A 16,841-nucleotide genomic window follows, 5' to 3' on the forward strand; every position below is an offset into this window, starting at 1 on the left:
CCAGGATCAGGCGGCGTTCGGGCCGACGGGGCGGTCGCCGACGATCGTCACGCGCTCCATATGGCGCGCTTCGCTATAGTCGGGGACGGCGTAATGCTGCGTCGCGCGATTGTCCCAGAAGGCGATCGAGCCGGGCTGCCAGCTCCACCGCACCTGGAATTCGGGACGCTTGACCTGGTCGAACAGCCGCGCGAGCAGCGCCTGGCTCTCGTCCTCGGGCAGCCCGACGATATGCCGGGTGAACACCGAATTGACGTAAAGCACCTTCTCGCCCGTCTCGGGGTGGATGCGCACGACGGGATGCTCGACCGGCGGGAAGCTCGCGCGCAGCGCGTCCTTCTTCTCGTCGGTGTCGAGGAACTGGATGAAGATGCTGGGATCGTGGATCGCGGTCAGGCCGTCGATCCGCGCCTTCGTCTCCTCGTCGAGCGTTTCATAAGCGGCGACGGCGTTGGCGAACACGGTGTCGCCGCCCAGCGAGGGCGAAACGCGCTGGATCAGGATCGACGCCGCCGAGGGTTCGGTGCGGAAGGTGGTGTCGGCGTGCCAGTTGCTGTCGGTCGACTGGCGATATTTGCCCCTCAGCTCCTGCGAGATCAGCGGCAGGATCTGCGGATAATCGGGAAGCGAGAAAACCGGATGCTCCTCAAGGTCGCCGAACGCCGCGCCGAGCGCGATATGCTGCTCGCGCGTCAGATTCTGATCGCGGAAAAACAGCACCTTGTACCGGAGCAGCGCGGCGCGCAGCGCGTCATAGGTCGGACGGTCCAGCGGCTGGGCGAGGTCGATACCGCTGATCAGCGCGCCGAGGCTCGGTTGCAGCGGGGTGATGTCGAAGAATTTGGTGGCGGTTTCGCTATGTTCGAGCGTCTGGATGGTCATGTCGAATTCCTCGTCGATTGGGATCGCGGCGCCGAAGCGCGCGACGATGCGAGCGGCGACCGCCGGGCGGCGCCGGATAAAGGGGGTGCCAAACGGCTGCGCCCAAATCGGCGTGCGTTTGATTCAGAGAGGCGTCCGGCTCGGACGCGGGCCGCTATCGCGGTGGGGAGACGTGCATCGTATCACCTCATTGCATGAGGGGAACACGATACCTGGCGCTGTCGCCTGAGCATCGCGCGCTTTAGCTGTTGGTAACGCGGAGCAAGCTGCTTCCCGGTCAAAAGCCGCGGATCCCGGGAAAAACGCCTCGCCGGTCGGGATCAGGCCGGCAACTCAACTTGATCGGTAGAGTTGGCGCCGTCAAGCGTAGTTTCGCTTTCATGCCGCAAAGCATCGCTCGGTTGGGTCGGCCCGGCGCGCTGGCGCGAATGGCTTTGCCGAACCCGTCACTTTGGCACTTAATCCCGGCGCGCTCGCACCGTAAATTGTGTAAAATACGAAAGCTTCGCTATCGAACGACCAGCCGGGCCGCGCGCTTCCGCATTTTCTGACCGATGTGACGTTAACTATGATCTGCACTAAGATTGAATTATAAGCTTAATTCAAGTAATGCGGTGTCGTGGGGATTGTGAGTTTTCCAGTATAGACGGGAAGTTATGCTTCCGTTCGATGCTGCTTCGATAAGGTAGATGACATGAACCACCGTCGCCTCTCCGACCCGGTAGAGGAACAGGACAAAGCGGCCGACACGGATCGTCGTGGCGGCGACCGCTATCGCACGGTCTGGCGGATCGCCAAGGTGATGCGCAATGGCGATGCGGGTTTGTGGCGCGTGCGCAATATTTCCGACAAGGGCATGATGCTGGCAGCCGACGTTCCGATCGGGGTCGGCGAGAAACTGGAGATCGCGCTTTCGGATACGGTTGTGATCCGCGGCGAAGTCGTCTGGTCCGACGCGGGCCGGTGCGGCGTGTCGTTCGACAAGGAAGTCGATGTCGCCGACGTGCTCAAACAATTGGCGGCCGAACAGCGCGCCACCGGTTATCGCCAGCCGCGCCTGCCGGTGAGCACGCAGGCGCAGGCGGTCACCGACGAAACCACGACGAGCATCGAACTGGTCGATTTGTCGCAAAATGGTGCCGGGTTCATCCACGACGGCCATCTGGAAGTCGGCAAGGAACTCGACCTGATACTCGCGGGCGGGGTCAAGCGCCGTGCGATCGTCCGCTGGTCGCGCGCCGGGCGCGGCGGCCTGTGGCTGACGCAGCCGCTCGACCGCGCCGACCTCGAAAGCATCCGCCGCTTCGAAAGCTGACCTTGGGGTCCGGACCTAGCCGCCGCGGGTGATCTTTGCCCAGGGGTTGAGGTCAGGCTCGGCGATCTTCGTCAGCGTGTTGCGGTCGCGATGGAGGAAGGGCTCGTCCTGGCCTTTGACGATCAGCGTCGTGTCCGAAACATAGCTCCACGACCCATCATCTTGAAAATCCACCGTAATCTGATAGCTGTCGGTCCGAAAGGCGAGCTCGAGGAAGGTCGTCGAACAAATGCCATAGTCGGTTTGGCCGCGCGTCGCTTTCAGCACCAGCCGCTTCGCATCGGGCTCGGCATGCCCCGCCGCAATCGCGATCTGCCCGCGCGGGATCGCCAGCGTCTGCAGGATCAGGCCGGTCGCGGCCTCATACAGCCAGTAACCGACCTGGTCGTGGAAGGCGATGTCCTCTTCGCGCGTGTTGACGTGCAAATGGTAACGCAGCCCGTAAAATAGCTGCGGCCCGTTCGCCTGCGGGTCGATCGGCTGCATCTCGATCCGCTCATAATATTGGCGCGTCTCGGGGCCGTCGGCCTTGGGGTTGATATCGACCCCTCGCTGTCCCTCCCATATCCCCGCCAGACGGCGCAGCGGGCCGAGATTGGCGAGCGTCTCGGGATCGACGTCCTCGGGCTCGGTAAAAATATCGTCGGGTAATTCCATGTTTCGCCCCCACGCTATCTTGTCAGATGTCCTCGACGAGCCGCCCGTAAAGCTGCGGCCTGCGGTCGCGGAAAAAGCCCATGCCGGCGCGATGCTTCGCTGCGCGGTCGAGGTCGATCGTCTCGATCAGCACGCCGGTTTCGCTGGCGCCATATTCTTGGCGAAGATCGCCCCATTCGTCGCTGATAAAGCTGTGGCCATAGAAATTGGCGTCGCCCTCGGTCCCGATGCGGTTCGACGCGATCACCGGCATGCAGTTCGACACGCTGTGCCCCTGCATCGCGCGGCGCCACATGCGGCTGGTGTCGAGATCGGCGTCATAGGGTTCGCTGCCGATCGCGGTCGGGTAGAAAAGCAGCTCGGCGCCCATCAGCGCCATCGCGCGCGCGCATTCGGGATACCATTGGTCCCAGCAGACGCCGACGCCGATCCGCGTGCCGAACACGTCCCAGACCTTGAAGCCGGTGTTGCCGGGGCGAAAATAATATTTTTCCTCATAGCCCGGCCCATCGGGGATGTGGCTCTTGCGATACGTGCCCATGATCGCCCCGTCGGGACCGATCATCGCGAGCGTATTGTAATAATGCGGCCCGTCCTTCTCGAAATAGCTCGTCGGGATCGCGACCTTCAGCTTCGCGGCGAGCGCCTGCATCGCCACCACGCTCGGATGCTCGGCGGTCGGGCGCGCCGATGCGAATAATTCCTCATCCTCGACCTGGCAGAAATAGGGGCCTTCGAAGAGCTCGGGGGGCAAAATCACCTGCGCGCCTTTCGCCGCCGCTTTCTCGACGAGCGCGGTGACGGCGTCGATATTGGGCTGGACGGGGCCGGGCAGGGGAAGCTGCAGCGCGGCGACGGTGATGGTGCGGGTCATGGGCGGGGTCCGTGATGGCTCGAATCGAGCCGGAATATAGGCGGCTTCGCGCCCGATGCTAGGCCGGAAGCTGCTGGCTCGAGCAATGGAAGCTGCCGCCGCCGACGATGATCCCGCGCGCGGGCACGCCGACCGCGCGGCGGTCGGGGAAGAGCGCGGCGAGGGTGTCGACCGCCGTGACGTCATTGGCGACGCCATAGGTCGGCACCACGACGACGCTATTGCCGATGTAGAAGTTCATATAGCTCGCCGCCGCGACCTCGCCATCGATCTCGATGCGGCCGGGCGAGGGCAGGTCGACGATCTCGACCCCGCCGAACGCCGCGGCGCGCGCGCGGGCATCGGCATAGATATGCGCGTTGGGGTCGTCCGCGCCCGCCGCGACGGGCAGCGCGAGCCGCCCTTCGTCGACGAAGCGCGCCAGATTGTCGACATGGCCGTCGGTGTGATCGCCGACCAAGCCGTTGCCGAGCCACAGCAGCCGGTCGATGCCGAGCGACTGGTGGAGCCGCACGGCGATATCCTCGCGCGTCAGCGTCGGGTTGCGGTTGGTGTTGAGCAGGCACTCTTCGGTCGTGACGCAGAGGCCCGTGCCATCGACGTCGATGCCGCCGCCCTCGAGCACCCAGTCCTGATCGTCGACTGGCAGGCCCGATCCGGCGGCGAGCGCGGCGCCGATTTCCTGATCGCCGGGCATGACGAACTTCTCGCCCCACCAGTTGAATTCGAAATTGCGCGCGCGGCGGGCTGTGCCGGTGCCGGCGATGATCGGCCCGGTATCGCGCAGCCAGATATCGCCGAGCGGATGGATCAGGATGCGCACGCCCGGATCGACGAGCGCGGCGGCGATATCCGCCTGCCGCGCGTCGTTGACCACCAGCCGCACCTCTTCGCCGCGGCCGCCGTCATGGACGGCGTTGGCGAAGGCGGCGACGTCGCGCCGTCCCTCGTCGATCGCGCCCGCCCACTCTTCGGCGAGGTGCGGGAAACCGATCCAGACGGCGTCGTGCGGCGCCCATTCGGCAGGCATTTTCAGCGTCATGGGCGCGCGCTCTTTCCGCTTACTTTGCGGGACGCGACTTGTCGCGGGCGGCGCGGAATTCGTCGCCCTCGTTCCAGTTCGGCCACGCGTCGGTCATCGCGAGCATGCGGCCTGCGGCGTAATAGAGGCGCAGGTCGGACATCATGCCGCCCCAGTTGGTGATCGCCTCATATTCGTCGCCCGGCGCGTGGTAGCGGTTCTTTTCATAATCTTCCGCCGCCTTCTTGCCCGCGTCGACGCCGCCCTCGACCAGGTCGTCGCCGCTGCCGAAGTTGAACATCGGCACGCCGAGCTTGGCGAAGCTGAAGTGATCCGAACGATAATAGAAACCCTTCTCGGGGGTCGGTTCGTCCTTGATCACGCGCTTTTCCATTTCGGCGAGCTTGGCGACATAGGCGTCGAGTTCGGACTTGCCGCGGCCGACGACGACGATGTCCTTTGCCGGGCCGATCGCGTTCAATGCGTCCATGTTCACGCCGCCGACGGTCTGCGCGAGCGGGAAGACGGGGTTTTCGGCGTAGAACTTCGACCCGAGCAGGCCCGATTCCTCGCCGGTGACCGACAGGAATACGATGCTGCGATCGGGTGCGCCCGCCTTGTGGAAGGCTTGCGCCAAGGTCACGAGGCCGGCGATGCCGCTCGCATTGTCGACCGCGCCGTTGCAGATGTCGTCGCCGGCAACGGGCGTGCAGCGGCCGAGGTGATCCCAATGGCCGGTGTAGAGGACATATTCGTCAGGGCGCTTGGCGCCCGGCAGCACGCCGATGACGTTGCGCGACATCTTCTTCGAAATCGCATTGTCAAAGCTGAAGTTCGCCTTCACGCCGGTCAGCGCGACGGGCTTGAAGCCCTTCTTGCCCGCGTCGGCGCGCAGCTTGTCGAAATCCTGTCCCGCGCTCGCGAAGAGTTCCTTCGCCTTCGGAAGCTGGATCCAGCCGTTGGCGAGCGTTTCCTTCGCCCCGCCGTCCTTGGTTTCGGCGAGATAATTCGTGCCGGTGTTGCTCGATTCGACGACGTTCCAGCCGTAAGCGGCGGGCTCGGTGTCGTGGACGATCAGCACCGCCGCGGCGCCCTGGCGCGCGGCTTCCTCATATTTGTACGACCAGCGGCCATAATAGGTCATCGCGCGGCCGTTGAATTCGCCCTTGGCTTCCTTGGTCTGCCAGTCGGGGTCGTTGACGAGGACGACGACGGTCTTCCCCTTCACGTCGAGCCCGGCATAGTCGTTCCAGCCCTTTTCGGGGGCGTTGATGCCGTAACCGACGAAGACGACGTCGCTGTCCTTGACCGCGGTCTTGGGCTGGACGCGATAGCTGAACGCGACATAGTCCTTTGCATATTGCGCGGTGACCGGCGTCTTGCCGCCGGTGAAGGTCAGCGGGGTCGCATTCTTCGCGGTGATCTCGACCAGCGGCACGTCCTGCGTCCACTTGCCGTTGTTTCCGGGCTTCAGCCCCGCTTCCTCGTACTTCTTGATGATATAGGCGACGGTCTTTTCCTCGCCGGGGGTGCCGGGCGCGCGGCCTTCATAGGCGTCCGACGACAATTCCTTCGTCACTTCCTGAAGCGTCGCGAGCGACAGTTCGGGGATCTGGACGTCGGGAATGGCGGTGGCCGACGTCGCGGCCTTGTCGGATGTGTTGCATGCGGCAACGGTCAGGAGAACCGCGACGGCTGCGGTCGTTCGGGGGAAACGAAGCATGGAAATTCCTCGGAAAGTTTCATTTGCGACGAGCGGGCTTGTGCCAGCCGGGGCGCCGCGATGCAAGGCGGGGCGGGAGCAGCGGATTTTTCGGCCGAAGCTGCCAGCAAGGCACCAAAGACGCTTGAAAAATTTGCCATGGTCTTCACCGTGGACCGCCTAAAATGGGCAACGGGAGGGGCTTTTGTTGAAACTTGATATGATGAGGCGCGGTGCGCTTCCACTTTGTGCACTGGTCGCGGCTGTGCCTGCATTTTCCGGCGCGGTTGCGCAGGGGGCTGTGGACAATGCGGCGCGTTTCGGTGCGCTCGAATCGATCCGGGATGTCAGCCTGTCGCCCGACGGCACGCGGATCGCTTTCATCGAAAATGGCGAAAAGTTGATGCGTCGCCTGTTTGTCGTCGATGCGACCGAAGGGGCGACCCCCAAACAGATCTTGTCGAGCAGTGGCGAAGATGGGTTTCTGAGCTGGTGCGGCTGGGTGACGAACGCGCGGCTCGCGTGCCAGACATATCAACGTGACAAGCTGGCGGGTGAGATTGTCGCCGCCAGCAACCTCATTGCGATCGATGCGGCGGGCGGGAATCTCAAATCCCTCAGCAACCGGCGCAGCGCGCGATCGCTCTATGCCGATTTTCGGGGCGGCAGTGTTCTGGACTGGTCGGCGTCGGAAAACGGGTCGCTGCTGATGACGCGAACCTATGTTCCCGAAAACAATACGGGCACATTCATCGCCGGCCGGAGCGAGGGATTGGGCGTCGATCGCGTTGATGCCGCGAACGGAACAAGCAAGCGCGTCGAAGCGCCGAACCGCGACGCGATCTATTATCTGTCGGATGGCCACGGGCAGGTCCGCGTGATGGCGACGCAGGGCTATTCGCAAAATAGCGGCCAAATGGACCCGACCATTCGCTTCCTCTACCGAGGAAAGGGCGACAGCGTCTGGAAGCCTCTGTCCATTTATGACATTGCGAGCGAGCAAGGCTTTAACCCGTTGGCGATCGATCCCGCCACCGACCGCGTCTACGGGCTGCAATCGGTCGAGGGGCGCAAGGCCGTTGTCGCCATGGCGCTGGACGGCAGCGGCGCCGTCACGACCGTTTTCAAACATCCCGAAGTCGATATCGACAATATCGTTCGTGTCGGTCGCAACGGCCGTATCGTCGGGGTTTCCTATGCCACCGACCGTCGTGTTTCGGTGCTCACGGATCCGGCGCTCGCCAAAATGACGGCGGCGCTTTCAAAGGTGCTGGGTGGCAAGCAGATCATGATCGCCGATGCATCGGCCGACGAAAGCCGCTATCTGGTCCGGACCAGTTCGGACGTCGACCCCGGCCAATATTTCCTGTTCGATCCGAAGGCGAAGGAACTGCGCCCGTTGCTGGGCGAGCGTGACGCGCTGGCCGAAATGACGCTGTCGCCCGTTCGTCCGGTCACCTATCCCGCCGCCGACGGGGCTATGGTGCCCGCCTATCTGACCCTTCCGCCCGGACGCAATGACGCCAAGGGATTGCCCGCCATCGTGATGCCGCACGGCGGCCCGTCGGCGCGCGACGAGTGGGGTTTCGACTGGCTGGCACAATATTTCGCGCAGGCAGGCTTTGCAGTGCTCCAGCCCAATTTCCGCGGATCGTCGGGCTATGGCGACGAATGGTATCAGAAGAACGGGTTCAAATCGTGGAAGACTGCGATGGGCGATGTTACCGACGGGGGGCGCTGGCTGGTTTCCGGGCAGGGGGCTGATCCTGCGAAATTGTCGATCGTGGGCTGGTCCTATGGTGGTTATGCCGCTTTGCAGTCGGGTGTCGTCGCGCCAGATCTGTTCCGAGCGATCGTCGCCATCGCCCCTGTCACCGACCTGGAGCAATTGCGCACCGAAGAGGGGGATACCGGCGGCGGTGCGATCAACGCGCGGTTTATCGGCACCGGTCCACATATTCGCGAAGGATCGCCGGCGCAGAATGCCGGGGCAATCAAGGCACCGGTGCTGATGTTCCACGGCACCTTTGACCAGAATGTCCGCGTCGCGCAGGCACGGACGATGAAACGCGAACTGACGGCGAAGGGCAAGCGGGTCGAGCTGGTGGAATATCCCGAACTGGGCCACGGCCTGGAAACAGGGGAGGCGCGCGCCGACATGCTCCGCAAGATTTCGGCCTTTCTGCCGCACTGAAACGAAAAGGGGCGGCCCGTTGCCGGACCGCCCCTTTGAATTCGATAGCGAACTCGATCAGCGCGAATAGAATTCGACGACCAGGTTCGGTTCCATCTTCACCGGATAGGGCACTTCGTCGAGCGTCGGGACGCGGACGTAGGTCGACTTGGTGCCGTCAACCGACAGATATTCGGGCAGGTCGCGCTCGGGCAGGCTCTGCGCTTCGGCGACCAGCGCCATTTCCTGCGCCTTCTTGCCGAGGGTGACTTCGTCGCCCGGCTTCACGAGGCGGCTGGCGACGTTGCACTTCACGCCGTTCACATAGACGTGGCCGTGGCTGACGAGCTGGCGCGCCGAGAAGATCGTCGGCGTGAACTTCGAGCGGTAGACGACGGCGTCGAGGCGGCGCTCGAGCAGGCCGATCAGGTTCTGGCCGGTGTCGCCCTTCATGCGCGACGCTTCGAAATAGTTCTTCTTGAACTGCTTCTCGGTGATGTCGCCGTAATAGCCCTTCAGCTTCTGCTTCGCGCGGAGCTGGATGCCGAAGTCCGACATCTTGCCCTTGCGGCGCTGACCGTGCTGGCCGGGGCCATATTCGCGGCGGTTGACCGGGCTCTTCGGGCGACCCCAGATGTTTTCACCCATCCGGCGGTCGAGTTTATACTTGGCGCTCTGGCGCTTCGACATATGTCGTCTCCAATATGCTGTGTGCCGAAGGATTTCGGCGGTTCCCGGGTCGCACCATATGGACAGATGCCATATGCGACCGCCGCTTCACCGGGGTGCGGGGTCCATTGCGAAGGCGCGCGGTTAGACGGCGAGGTCGGCAAAGTCAAGCGTTGCGGCGCAAGTTGGACGCATGCCTCGACAGCGTCGAAAAAGCCGCTAAAGGCAGCGCGCATGACGTCCGCCAAACTTCCCGAACAGTGCGAAACCATGATCGATGTCCGCGCCGGGGTCGACCAGGTCGATCGCGCGCTCGTCGCGCTGCTCGTTCGCCGTTTCGGCTATATGGACGCTGCGGCGCGCATCAAGACCGACCGCGGCAGCGTTCGCGACGAAGCCCGCAAGGCCCAGGTGCTCGACAATGTCGCGCGCGAAGCCGAAGCCGCCGGGCTGGAACCCGAGCGACTGCGCGCCGTGTGGAACGAGCTGGTCGAACAATCGATCGCCTATGAGGCGACCCGGTGGGACCGCCTGCGCGCCGATAGCTGACGTCCGGGCTTAGTTGGTGCTGCCGCCCGCGGGCTGCGCGACGACGGCCTGCGCCGCTTCGTCTTTCGGCTTTGCCGGTTCGGCAACCGTGCGGCATACGCGCTTTGGCACCGTGCTGCCGGTGACTTCGACCTTTTCGCAAACCTTCTTGGGCTTGGCTGGCTTTGCAGGCGAATCCGCAGCGACGGTCGGCGACGTTGCTGCAAGGGCCAGGGAAAGTATCGCAGAGATCATAACAATATTCGCTCCTTGGAGGGGTGTGGCTTCCTAGGGATATTTCCTGCATTAGCCAAGAGGTTGTCGAAACCGCACCCTCCTCGTCTTGACATGATCGTCGAACATCCGTTCGACCGGCGCCCCGGAAGTCCAGCCAACGGCATTTATTTCTCGTTGTGCAGCCTTTTGCTGATGCTGTCGGCCTGGCGATCCCAGTCTTCCTGCGTGCGGCATTCGCGTTCGGGCAGGCGGCTGCCAGTGTCGGCCAGGCGGCGGCAAATCAGCTTCGGCTTGGCTTTTTCGGGTTTGGCAGCTGTTTCGGTCGCCGGCTGGGTGTTCGCCGCGTCGGTTCCGGCCGCCGCGAGGGCGAGCGAAAGCAGTAGGCTTATCATGAAATCAAACTCCTGGGGGATTGTCACCGGGCCGTCACGGCAAGGTGAGCGATGATTTGACATGCAGCATGCCAAATATCGATTGTCAATTCTTGTCTTGATCCATCCACTTACCGGTCTCGTCGGCCCGGCGGTCCCATTGCTCCTGGGTGCGGCATTCGCGCTGGGGGAGGCGGCTGCCGGTGTAGATGATGGTGCGACAGATCGGTTTCGGATCGGCTTTTCTTTCGGGCGCGGGGGTGGTTTCGGGCCTCGGCTGGCTGGTCTTCGCTTCGGGAGCGGCGGCCGAAAGGGCGAGGGAAATCAGGAGGTAAAACATCGAGCGGCCACCAGCGAGGAATGTGCTTTCGTTACCCGGCCCTGGGTGTCCTGCCAAGCGCCGTCACGATTCCGTGCATCATCCTGATATCATTGTGCGACCAGCCCGTCTTGGTCAGCGCGGTGCGCAAGGTGCGCAGCGTCGCCTCGGTGCGCTCGGGCGGAACAAAATAGCCGCTCGCGTCGAGGTCGCGCGTCAGATGTTCGATCAATTGTTCGAGCTCGGCATGCGGCGCCGGCGGGTCGAGCGGCACTTCGGGCGGGCTCGCGAGCGCAATACCCTTCGACCATTCATAGGCGAGCAGGATCACCGCCTGCGCCAGGTTGAGCGAGGCGAATTCGGGGTTGATTGGCACCGTCACGATCGCGTGCGCGAGCGCGACATCGTCGGTTTCGAGGCCGGAGCGTTCGGCACCGAAGACATAGGCCGAGCGGCCCGCGCTGGCATGAACCTCGCGCGCCGCCGCTTCGGGGGTCAGCACGGGCTTCATCACGCCGCGCTTGCGCACCGTGGTGGCATAGATGGCGGTGCAGTCGGCGACCGCATCGGCGAGGCTGTCGAAAACCTTCGCCTCGGCGAGCACGATGTCGGCGCCCGCCGATGCCGGGCCGGCGTCGGGGTTGGGCCAGCCGTCGCGCGGGGTGACGAGGCGGAGCTCGGTCAGCCCGAAATTGAGCATCGCGCGCGCCGCCTTGCCGATATTCTCACCAAGCTGCGGACGGACGAGGACGATGACGGGGGGCGGGGCGGCCGCGGTCATTTGATCGGCCGCGCCGCCTCGGTGACCGAGGACGCGAATTCCTCAAAGTCCTTCGCTTCGGTAAACTCGCGATAGACGCTGGCGAAGCGGATATAGGCGACGCTGTCGAAGCCTTTCAGCGCCTCCATCACCATGCCGCCGATTTGCGCCGCCTGCACTTCGCTCTCGCCCGAGGTTTCGAGCTGGCGCTGGATGCCCGACACCAGCCGTTCGATGCGCGCGCCGTCGATCGGGCGCTTGCGGCACGCGATCTGGATGCTGCGCATCAATTTCTCGCGATCGAAGGGTTCGCGGCGGCCGTCGGCCTTGGTGACGCCGACTTCGCGAAGCTGGATGCGTTCGAAGGTCGTGAAGCGCGCGCCGCAATCCTCGCACTGGCGGCGGCGGCGAATCGCGGCGCCGTCCTCGGTCGGACGGCTGTCCTTCACCTGACTGTCTTCATGTCCGCAATAAGGGCAGCGCATGGGCTAGCGTTTCACCCGCATCACCAGCGCGATGAGGGCGCCGCCGAACAGGCCGACGGGCCAGCTGACGGCATCGAGCAGCAAGCCCACCGCTGCGCCGACCGCGCCGCCGATCAGCACCGGGCGCGTCGAGGGATGGGCCAGCCCTTGCTTGCCCATCGCCTTGACCTCTTCGATCGAGAGTTCGACCAGCGTCGGTTCCTCGGGGTGCTGCCGTGCCATCGCTTTATCCCTGATAGATGGGGAAGCGTTCGCATAGCGCGCGGACGCGGCCCCGGACGTTCGCTTCGACATCGGCGTCGCCATGTTCGCCCTTGTCGCGCAATGCTTCGAGCACGTCGGCGACCATATCGCCGATTTCCTCGAACTCGGCGATGCCGAAGCCGCGCGTCGTGCCCGCGGGCGAACCGACGCGGATGCCGCTGGTCTTGATCGGGGGCAGCGGGTCGAAGGGGATGCCGTTCTTGTTGCAGGTGATCGCGCTGCGTTCGAGCGCTTCGTCGGCGTCGCGGCCGGTGACGCCGAGCGGACGGAGATCGATCAGCGCGAGGTGCGTGTCGGTGCCGCCCGCGACGACATCGGCGCCGCGGTCCTTCAGCCGGTTCGCGAGCGCCTGCGCATTGGCGATCGTCGCCTTGGCATAGTCCTTGAACTCGGGACGCAGCGCTTCGCCGAACGCCACGGCTTTCGCCGCGATGACGTGCATCAGCGGGCCGCCCTGAAGCCCCGGGAAGACCGCCGAATTGATGCGCTTCGCGATCGCTTCGTCATTGGTCAGGATCATGCCGCCGCGCGGACCGCGCAACGTCTTGTGCGTCGTCGTCGTGACGACATGCGCATGCTCCATCGGCGAAGGATGCGCGCCGCCCGCGACGAGGCCCGCGAAATGCGCCATGTCGACCATCAGCAGCGCGCCGACATCGTCGGCGATCTTGCGGAAACGCGCGAAATCGAGCGTGCGCGGATAGGCCGAGCCCCCCGCGATGATCAGCGCGGGGCGATGTTCCTTCGCGAGCGCTTCGACCTGGTCGAAATCGACGAGATGGTCGTCGGCGCGCACGCCGTACTGCACCGCGTTGAACCATTTGCCCGACATCGCGGGCGGCGCGCCGTGGGTCAGGTGACCGCCGGCGTCGAGGCTCATGCCGAGGATCGTCGCGCCGGGCTTGGTCAGCGCCAGCATGACCGCGCCGTTCGCCTGCGCGCCCGAGTGCGGCTGGACGTTGGCATAACCGCAGTCGAACAGCTGCTTGGCGCGGTCGACCGCGAGGGTTTCGACCTCGTCCGACGGGGCGCAGCCCTGATAATAGCGGCGGCCGGGATAGCCTTCGGCATATTTGTTGGTGAACACCGAACCCTGTGCCTCGAGTACCGCCTTCGAGACGATATTCTCGCTCGCGATCAGCTCGATCTGATACTGCTCGCGTTCCAGCTCATGCTTCATCGCGGCCGCGACCGCGGGGTCGACGGTGCCGACGCCGTCGGTGAAATAGCCGGCCGATTTGATGGGCTTGGCGAGCGTGTCTGTGGTCATCGGCTGGTCTCCAGTTGGGGCGGATTGGAAAGCTTGTCGACGCGGCGCGCGTGGCGGTCGCCGGCGAAATCGGTGGTGAGGAAGGCGTCGAGGCAGGCCTTGGCCATGTCGATGCCGGTCAGGCGCGCGCCCATCGCGATGACGTTCGCGTCATTATGCTCGCGCGAGAGCTTGGCCGACAGCGGCTCGCCGACCAGCGCGCAGCGCGCGGCGGGGTTGCGATTGACCGAAATCGAAATGCCGATGCCCGATCCGCAAAGCGCGACGCCACGTGTCGCGCGGCCGTCGGCGATGGCTTGGCCAAGCGCGTAGCCGAAATCGGGGTAATCGACGCTGTCGGGGCCGTTTGTGCCGAGATCCTCGACTTCGTGGCCGGCTTCGCGAAGCCAGTCGGCGAGAGCGGCTTTCAGCTCCCAGGCGGCGTGGTCAGAGGCTATTGCAATGCGCATGATGCGGCTCCCGCGGGGCGATAGGGAATCGATGAGCGCCCTTTAGGCGAAGCCGCGCGGATTGGCCATAAGCGAGGTGGCAAATTTGTGACTGTGCCGATAAAGCCGCCCTATGTCCGACACGATCATGTCCGTCCTGATGCTGACCGGCGTCCTTTTGGCCGGCGGCGCCGTCTATGTCTTTCGCAAGGGCGACCGCCGCCGCGCGCTGCTGATGCTCGTCGCCGCGCTCGTGATGTTCGCGAATGTCGCGATCTGGCTGGTGCCGGTAAAATAATCCAGCCGTCGCCCCCGCGAAGGCGGGGGCCGCTGTCGGCCTTGCCCGGCCTCGCTGCGTAAACCTCCAGCGGCCCCCGCCTTCGCGGGGGCGACGGGCGTTAATCAGCGGATCGGCGAATCGGGCGCGAGCCGCATATCCAGATAGTTATCGAGCGACTTCATCAACTGGTCGAGCTCATGCTCGAAGAAGTGGTTCGCGCGCGGGATCTCGTCGTGATGGATCGTGATGCCCTTTTGCGTGCGCAGCTTGTCGACCAGCTTCTGCACCGCGCTCGGCGGCACGATCTCGTCCTGCCCGCCCGCAACGATGATGCCCGACGAGGGGCAGGGCGCGAGGAAGCTGAAGTCGTACATGTTCGCCGGCGGCGCAACCGACAGGAAGCCGCGGATTTCGGGGCGGCGCATGAGCAGCTGCATGCCGATCCACGCGCCGAAGCTGAAGCCCGCGATCCACGTCGTCTGCGCCTCGGGATGGATCGACTGGACCCAGTCGAGCGCCGACGCGGCATCGCTCAGTTCGCCGATGCCGTTGTCGAACGTGCCCTGGCTGCGGCCGACGCCGCGGAAATTGAAGCGCAGCACCGCGAAACCGCGCGCGACGAAGCTTTTGTACATCGCCTGCGTGATGCGGTCGTTCATCGTGCCGCCGCCCTGCGGGTGCGGGTGGAGGATCAGCGCGACCGGCGCGCGCGGACGCGGCGGGGGCGAGAAACGGCCTTCGATGCGGCCTTCGGGGCCGGGGAAAATCACGTCGGGCATGGGAGCACCTCTTATCTTTTATGGCTGGCCGCCGAATCGCCGGGCTGGCAGGGTGGCGGAGCGAAGATGGCGCCTATATAGAAATTGCGTAGCATGTTGCAACTTTTGCGAATCGCTCGCAATAAGGCGCCTTGCCACCCCCCAATTCGTCACCCCGGACTTGATCCGGGGTCCCGCTTTTCGACGCCGCTGAGCGGGACCCCGGATCAAGTCCGGGGTGACGATGATTGTGAGCATGGCTCGACATGCACGGGATTAGGAGGCAGACGCACTTCATGATTTACCTCGATTACCAAGCCACGACCCCGCTCGCTCCTGAGGCGCGCGAGGCGATGTTGCGCTGGCTCGAAGGGCCGGGGGCGGGCGATGGTTTTGCCAACCCGTCGAGCACGCACAAGGCCGGCCGCGCCGCCGCGGCGGCGGTCGAAGTCGCGCGCGATCAGGTCGCGGCGCTGCTGCCGAAGGGCGGGCGCGTCTTCTTTACCTCGGGCGCGACCGAGGCGCTCAACTGGGCGCTGCTGCGCGGAGCCGAAGCGAAGCCGGGCGGCGTCGCGGGGCTCAGCATCGAACATGCGGCGTCGCTGCAATGTCTCGAGCGGCTGAACGCACACATCCTGTCCGTCGATAGCAAAGGGCTGGCCCTGCCGCCCGACGACGCGTCGATCCCCGAAAACGGCATCGTCGCCACGATGCTCGTGAACAACGAAGTCGGGACGATCCAGCCGGTCGCCGATTTCGCCGCGGCAGCGCACGCGAAGAACAGCCTGCTGCTCTGCGACGCGGTACAGGGCTATGGCCGCGTCGCGATTCCCGAGGGCGCCGATCTCATCGCTATCTCCGCGCACAAGATCCACGGGCCCAAGGGCATCGGCGCGCTCTGGGTCAGGGACGGCGTCGACCTGCCGCCCTTGATGTTCGGCGGCGCGCAGGAACAGGGGATGCGCTCAGGCACCGTCTCGCCCGCCCTCTGCGCCGGCTTCGGCGCCGCGGCGGCGCTCGCGGCCGAGCGGTTTGAAGCCGACGCCGAACATGTCGAACGCCTCTGGTCGCTCGCGCTCGATCTGCTCCCCGAATGGACGATCAACGGCGATGCGAACCATCGCTATCACGGCAATCTCAACGTCCGGCGCGAGGGCGTCAACGGCCTGCGCCTGATGTCCGACGCCCGCGAAATCGCCTTCTCGCTCGGCAGCGCGTGCGGCAGCGGGTCGGGGAAGGTCAGCCATGTGCTGCGCGCAATGGGCGTCAGCGAAACCGACGCGCGCGCCTCGATCCGCCTCGGCTGGGGCCGCTACACCAGCGAGCAGGACCTGCGCGATGGCCTCGATGCGATCAAAGCCGCCGCGCGATTGCAGGGCGTCAACTGATGCGCGTCACCTTCATCCACGCCGACGGCAAGGCGCGCACTGAGGCCGAGGCCGAGCCGGGTTCGATCCTGCTCGACGTCGCGCAGGCGCATATGATGCCGCTCGAAGGCACGTGTGAGGGCCAGATGGCCTGCTCGACGTGCCACGTCATCGTCGCAAAAGAGGATTTCGACCGCCTGCCGCCCGCAAGCGAGATGGAAGAGGATATGCTCGATCTTGCCGCCGGGGTGCGGCGGACGAGCCGGCTGTCGTGCCAGATCGTGCTGACCGACGATCTCGACGGGCTCACCGTGCATATCCCCGCCGAAAGCCGCAACATGCAGGGGCCACGCTGAACCCCAACCCTCGTCATCCCGGCGAAGGCCGGGATCTCGACCTCGCTTCCTGACGCTCCGGCGAGATCCCGGCCTTCGCCGGGATGACGATTGTATCTGATTGGGGCTACGCTTGCATTTCCCCG

General features: G+C 64.8%; 21 protein-coding genes. 6 read left to right on the forward strand and 15 right to left on the reverse strand.

Features of this window, described 5'->3' with window-relative positions; translation table 11 throughout:
- Positions 1-6: 6 nt before the first annotated feature.
- Complete coding sequence (locus J2X38_RS08160; RefSeq protein WP_310253054.1) at positions 7-882, reverse strand: TauD/TfdA family dioxygenase; 876 nt, start codon at positions 880-882, stop codon at positions 7-9.
- A gap of 694 nt (positions 883-1,576) precedes the next feature.
- Here J2X38_RS08160 and J2X38_RS08165 point away from each other — a divergent pair.
- The gene (locus tag J2X38_RS08165) at positions 1,577-2,197 is read left to right on the forward strand and encodes a PilZ domain-containing protein (RefSeq protein WP_310253056.1); all 621 of its coding nucleotides are present in this window, start codon (positions 1,577-1,579) and stop codon (positions 2,195-2,197) included.
- 15 nt (positions 2,198-2,212) lie between these two features.
- Here the strand turns inward: J2X38_RS08165 and J2X38_RS08170 are convergent, their stop codons facing one another.
- From J2X38_RS08170 to J2X38_RS08185, 4 genes are read right to left on the reverse strand one after another with little or no spacing between them, the layout of a single operon-like run.
- Positions 2,213-2,854 carry a heme-binding beta-barrel domain-containing protein gene (locus J2X38_RS08170; RefSeq protein ID WP_310253058.1) on the reverse strand — a complete coding sequence of 214 codons (642 nt, stop codon included), beginning with the start codon at positions 2,852-2,854 and terminating at the stop codon, positions 2,213-2,215.
- A 22-nt stretch (positions 2,855-2,876) separates the two neighbouring features.
- Positions 2,877-3,728, reverse strand: coding sequence for an N-carbamoylputrescine amidase (gene aguB / locus J2X38_RS08175; protein ID WP_058538137.1), 852 nt, complete (start codon positions 3,726-3,728; stop codon positions 2,877-2,879).
- Between the two features lie 58 nt (positions 3,729-3,786).
- Positions 3,787-4,770 (reverse strand): agmatine deiminase family protein, encoded by a 984-nt coding sequence (locus J2X38_RS08180; RefSeq protein WP_310253060.1) that lies wholly within the window; start codon positions 4,768-4,770, stop codon positions 3,787-3,789.
- Positions 4,771-4,789: 19 nt separating this feature from the next.
- Positions 4,790-6,472, reverse strand: coding sequence for a M28 family metallopeptidase (locus J2X38_RS08185; RefSeq protein ID WP_310253062.1), 1,683 nt, complete (start codon positions 6,470-6,472; stop codon positions 4,790-4,792).
- A 244-nt stretch (positions 6,473-6,716) separates the two neighbouring features.
- Here J2X38_RS08185 and J2X38_RS08190 point away from each other — a divergent pair, with 244 nt between their 5' ends.
- Positions 6,717-8,645: a S9 family peptidase gene (locus J2X38_RS08190; protein WP_231732633.1), complete on the forward strand. Its 1,929-nt coding sequence runs from the start codon at positions 6,717-6,719 to the stop codon at positions 8,643-8,645.
- 57 nt (positions 8,646-8,702) lie between these two features.
- Here the strand turns inward: J2X38_RS08190 and rpsD are convergent, their stop codons facing one another.
- On the reverse strand, positions 8,703-9,314 hold the full coding sequence (gene rpsD, locus J2X38_RS08195) for a 30S ribosomal protein S4 (RefSeq protein ID WP_037510385.1): 612 nt from the start codon (positions 9,312-9,314) through the stop codon (positions 8,703-8,705).
- Between the two features lie 213 nt (positions 9,315-9,527).
- Here rpsD and J2X38_RS08200 point away from each other — a divergent pair, with 213 nt between their 5' ends.
- Positions 9,528-9,842: a chorismate mutase gene (locus J2X38_RS08200; RefSeq protein WP_310253067.1), complete on the forward strand. Its 315-nt coding sequence runs from the start codon at positions 9,528-9,530 to the stop codon at positions 9,840-9,842.
- A gap of 9 nt (positions 9,843-9,851) precedes the next feature.
- Here the strand turns inward: J2X38_RS08200 and J2X38_RS08205 are convergent, their stop codons facing one another.
- The 8 genes from J2X38_RS08205 to rpiB form a co-directional block, all read right to left on the reverse strand.
- Positions 9,852-10,076 carry a hypothetical protein gene (locus J2X38_RS08205; RefSeq protein ID WP_058538133.1) on the reverse strand — a complete coding sequence of 75 codons (225 nt, stop codon included), beginning with the start codon at positions 10,074-10,076 and terminating at the stop codon, positions 9,852-9,854.
- 146 nt (positions 10,077-10,222) lie between these two features.
- A complete protein-coding gene (locus tag J2X38_RS08210; RefSeq protein WP_058538132.1) occupies positions 10,223-10,450 on the reverse strand; it encodes a hypothetical protein in 228 nt (75 codons plus the stop codon).
- Positions 10,451-10,535: 85 nt separating this feature from the next.
- Positions 10,536-10,769 carry a hypothetical protein gene (locus tag J2X38_RS08215; protein ID WP_310253069.1) on the reverse strand — a complete coding sequence of 78 codons (234 nt, stop codon included), beginning with the start codon at positions 10,767-10,769 and terminating at the stop codon, positions 10,536-10,538.
- Between the two features lie 31 nt (positions 10,770-10,800).
- Positions 10,801-11,529 (reverse strand): RNA methyltransferase, encoded by a 729-nt coding sequence (locus J2X38_RS08220; protein WP_310253071.1) that lies wholly within the window; start codon positions 11,527-11,529, stop codon positions 10,801-10,803.
- On the reverse strand, positions 11,526-11,993 hold the full coding sequence (nrdR, locus tag J2X38_RS08225; RefSeq protein WP_058538129.1) for a transcriptional regulator NrdR: 468 nt from the start codon (positions 11,991-11,993) through the stop codon (positions 11,526-11,528). The genes J2X38_RS08220 and nrdR overlap by 4 nt, the downstream gene beginning before the upstream one ends.
- A 3-nt stretch (positions 11,994-11,996) precedes the next feature.
- Positions 11,997-12,215: a hypothetical protein gene (locus J2X38_RS08230; RefSeq protein ID WP_058538128.1), complete on the reverse strand. Its 219-nt coding sequence runs from the start codon at positions 12,213-12,215 to the stop codon at positions 11,997-11,999.
- Positions 12,216-12,219: 4 nt separating this feature from the next.
- Entirely contained in the window at positions 12,220-13,527 is a 1,308-nt protein-coding gene (gene glyA, locus J2X38_RS08235) for a serine hydroxymethyltransferase (protein WP_310253073.1), read from the reverse strand.
- Positions 13,524-13,976, reverse strand: coding sequence for a ribose 5-phosphate isomerase B (rpiB, locus tag J2X38_RS08240; protein WP_310253075.1), 453 nt, complete (start codon positions 13,974-13,976; stop codon positions 13,524-13,526). Before rpiB ends, glyA begins: the two co-directional genes overlap by 4 nt.
- 112 nt (positions 13,977-14,088) lie before the next feature.
- On the opposite strand from rpiB, the gene J2X38_RS08245 reads away from it, so the two are divergent.
- Positions 14,089-14,253 carry a hypothetical protein gene (locus J2X38_RS08245; protein ID WP_310253077.1) on the forward strand — a complete coding sequence of 55 codons (165 nt, stop codon included), beginning with the start codon at positions 14,089-14,091 and terminating at the stop codon, positions 14,251-14,253.
- A 104-nt stretch (positions 14,254-14,357) separates the two neighbouring features.
- On the opposite strand, the gene J2X38_RS08250 is transcribed toward J2X38_RS08245, so the two are convergent.
- The gene (locus J2X38_RS08250) at positions 14,358-15,014 is read right to left on the reverse strand and encodes an alpha/beta hydrolase (RefSeq protein WP_037510410.1); all 657 of its coding nucleotides are present in this window, start codon (positions 15,012-15,014) and stop codon (positions 14,358-14,360) included.
- Positions 15,015-15,289: 275 nt separating this feature from the next.
- On the opposite strand from J2X38_RS08250, the gene J2X38_RS08255 reads away from it, so the two are divergent.
- Both J2X38_RS08255 and J2X38_RS08260 read left to right on the forward strand, forming a co-directional pair.
- On the forward strand, positions 15,290-16,381 hold the full coding sequence (locus J2X38_RS08255; protein ID WP_310253081.1) for an aminotransferase class V-fold PLP-dependent enzyme: 1,092 nt from the start codon (positions 15,290-15,292) through the stop codon (positions 16,379-16,381).
- Complete coding sequence (locus J2X38_RS08260) at positions 16,378-16,716, forward strand: 2Fe-2S iron-sulfur cluster-binding protein (RefSeq protein WP_156419684.1); 339 nt, start codon at positions 16,378-16,380, stop codon at positions 16,714-16,716. The genes J2X38_RS08255 and J2X38_RS08260 overlap by 4 nt, the downstream gene beginning before the upstream one ends.
- Positions 16,717-16,841: the final 125 nt, after the last annotated feature.

Origin of the sequence: Sphingopyxis sp. BE235, assembly GCF_031457175.1 — a bacterium.
In the GTDB taxonomy this organism is placed as follows: domain Bacteria; phylum Pseudomonadota; class Alphaproteobacteria; order Sphingomonadales; family Sphingomonadaceae; genus Sphingopyxis.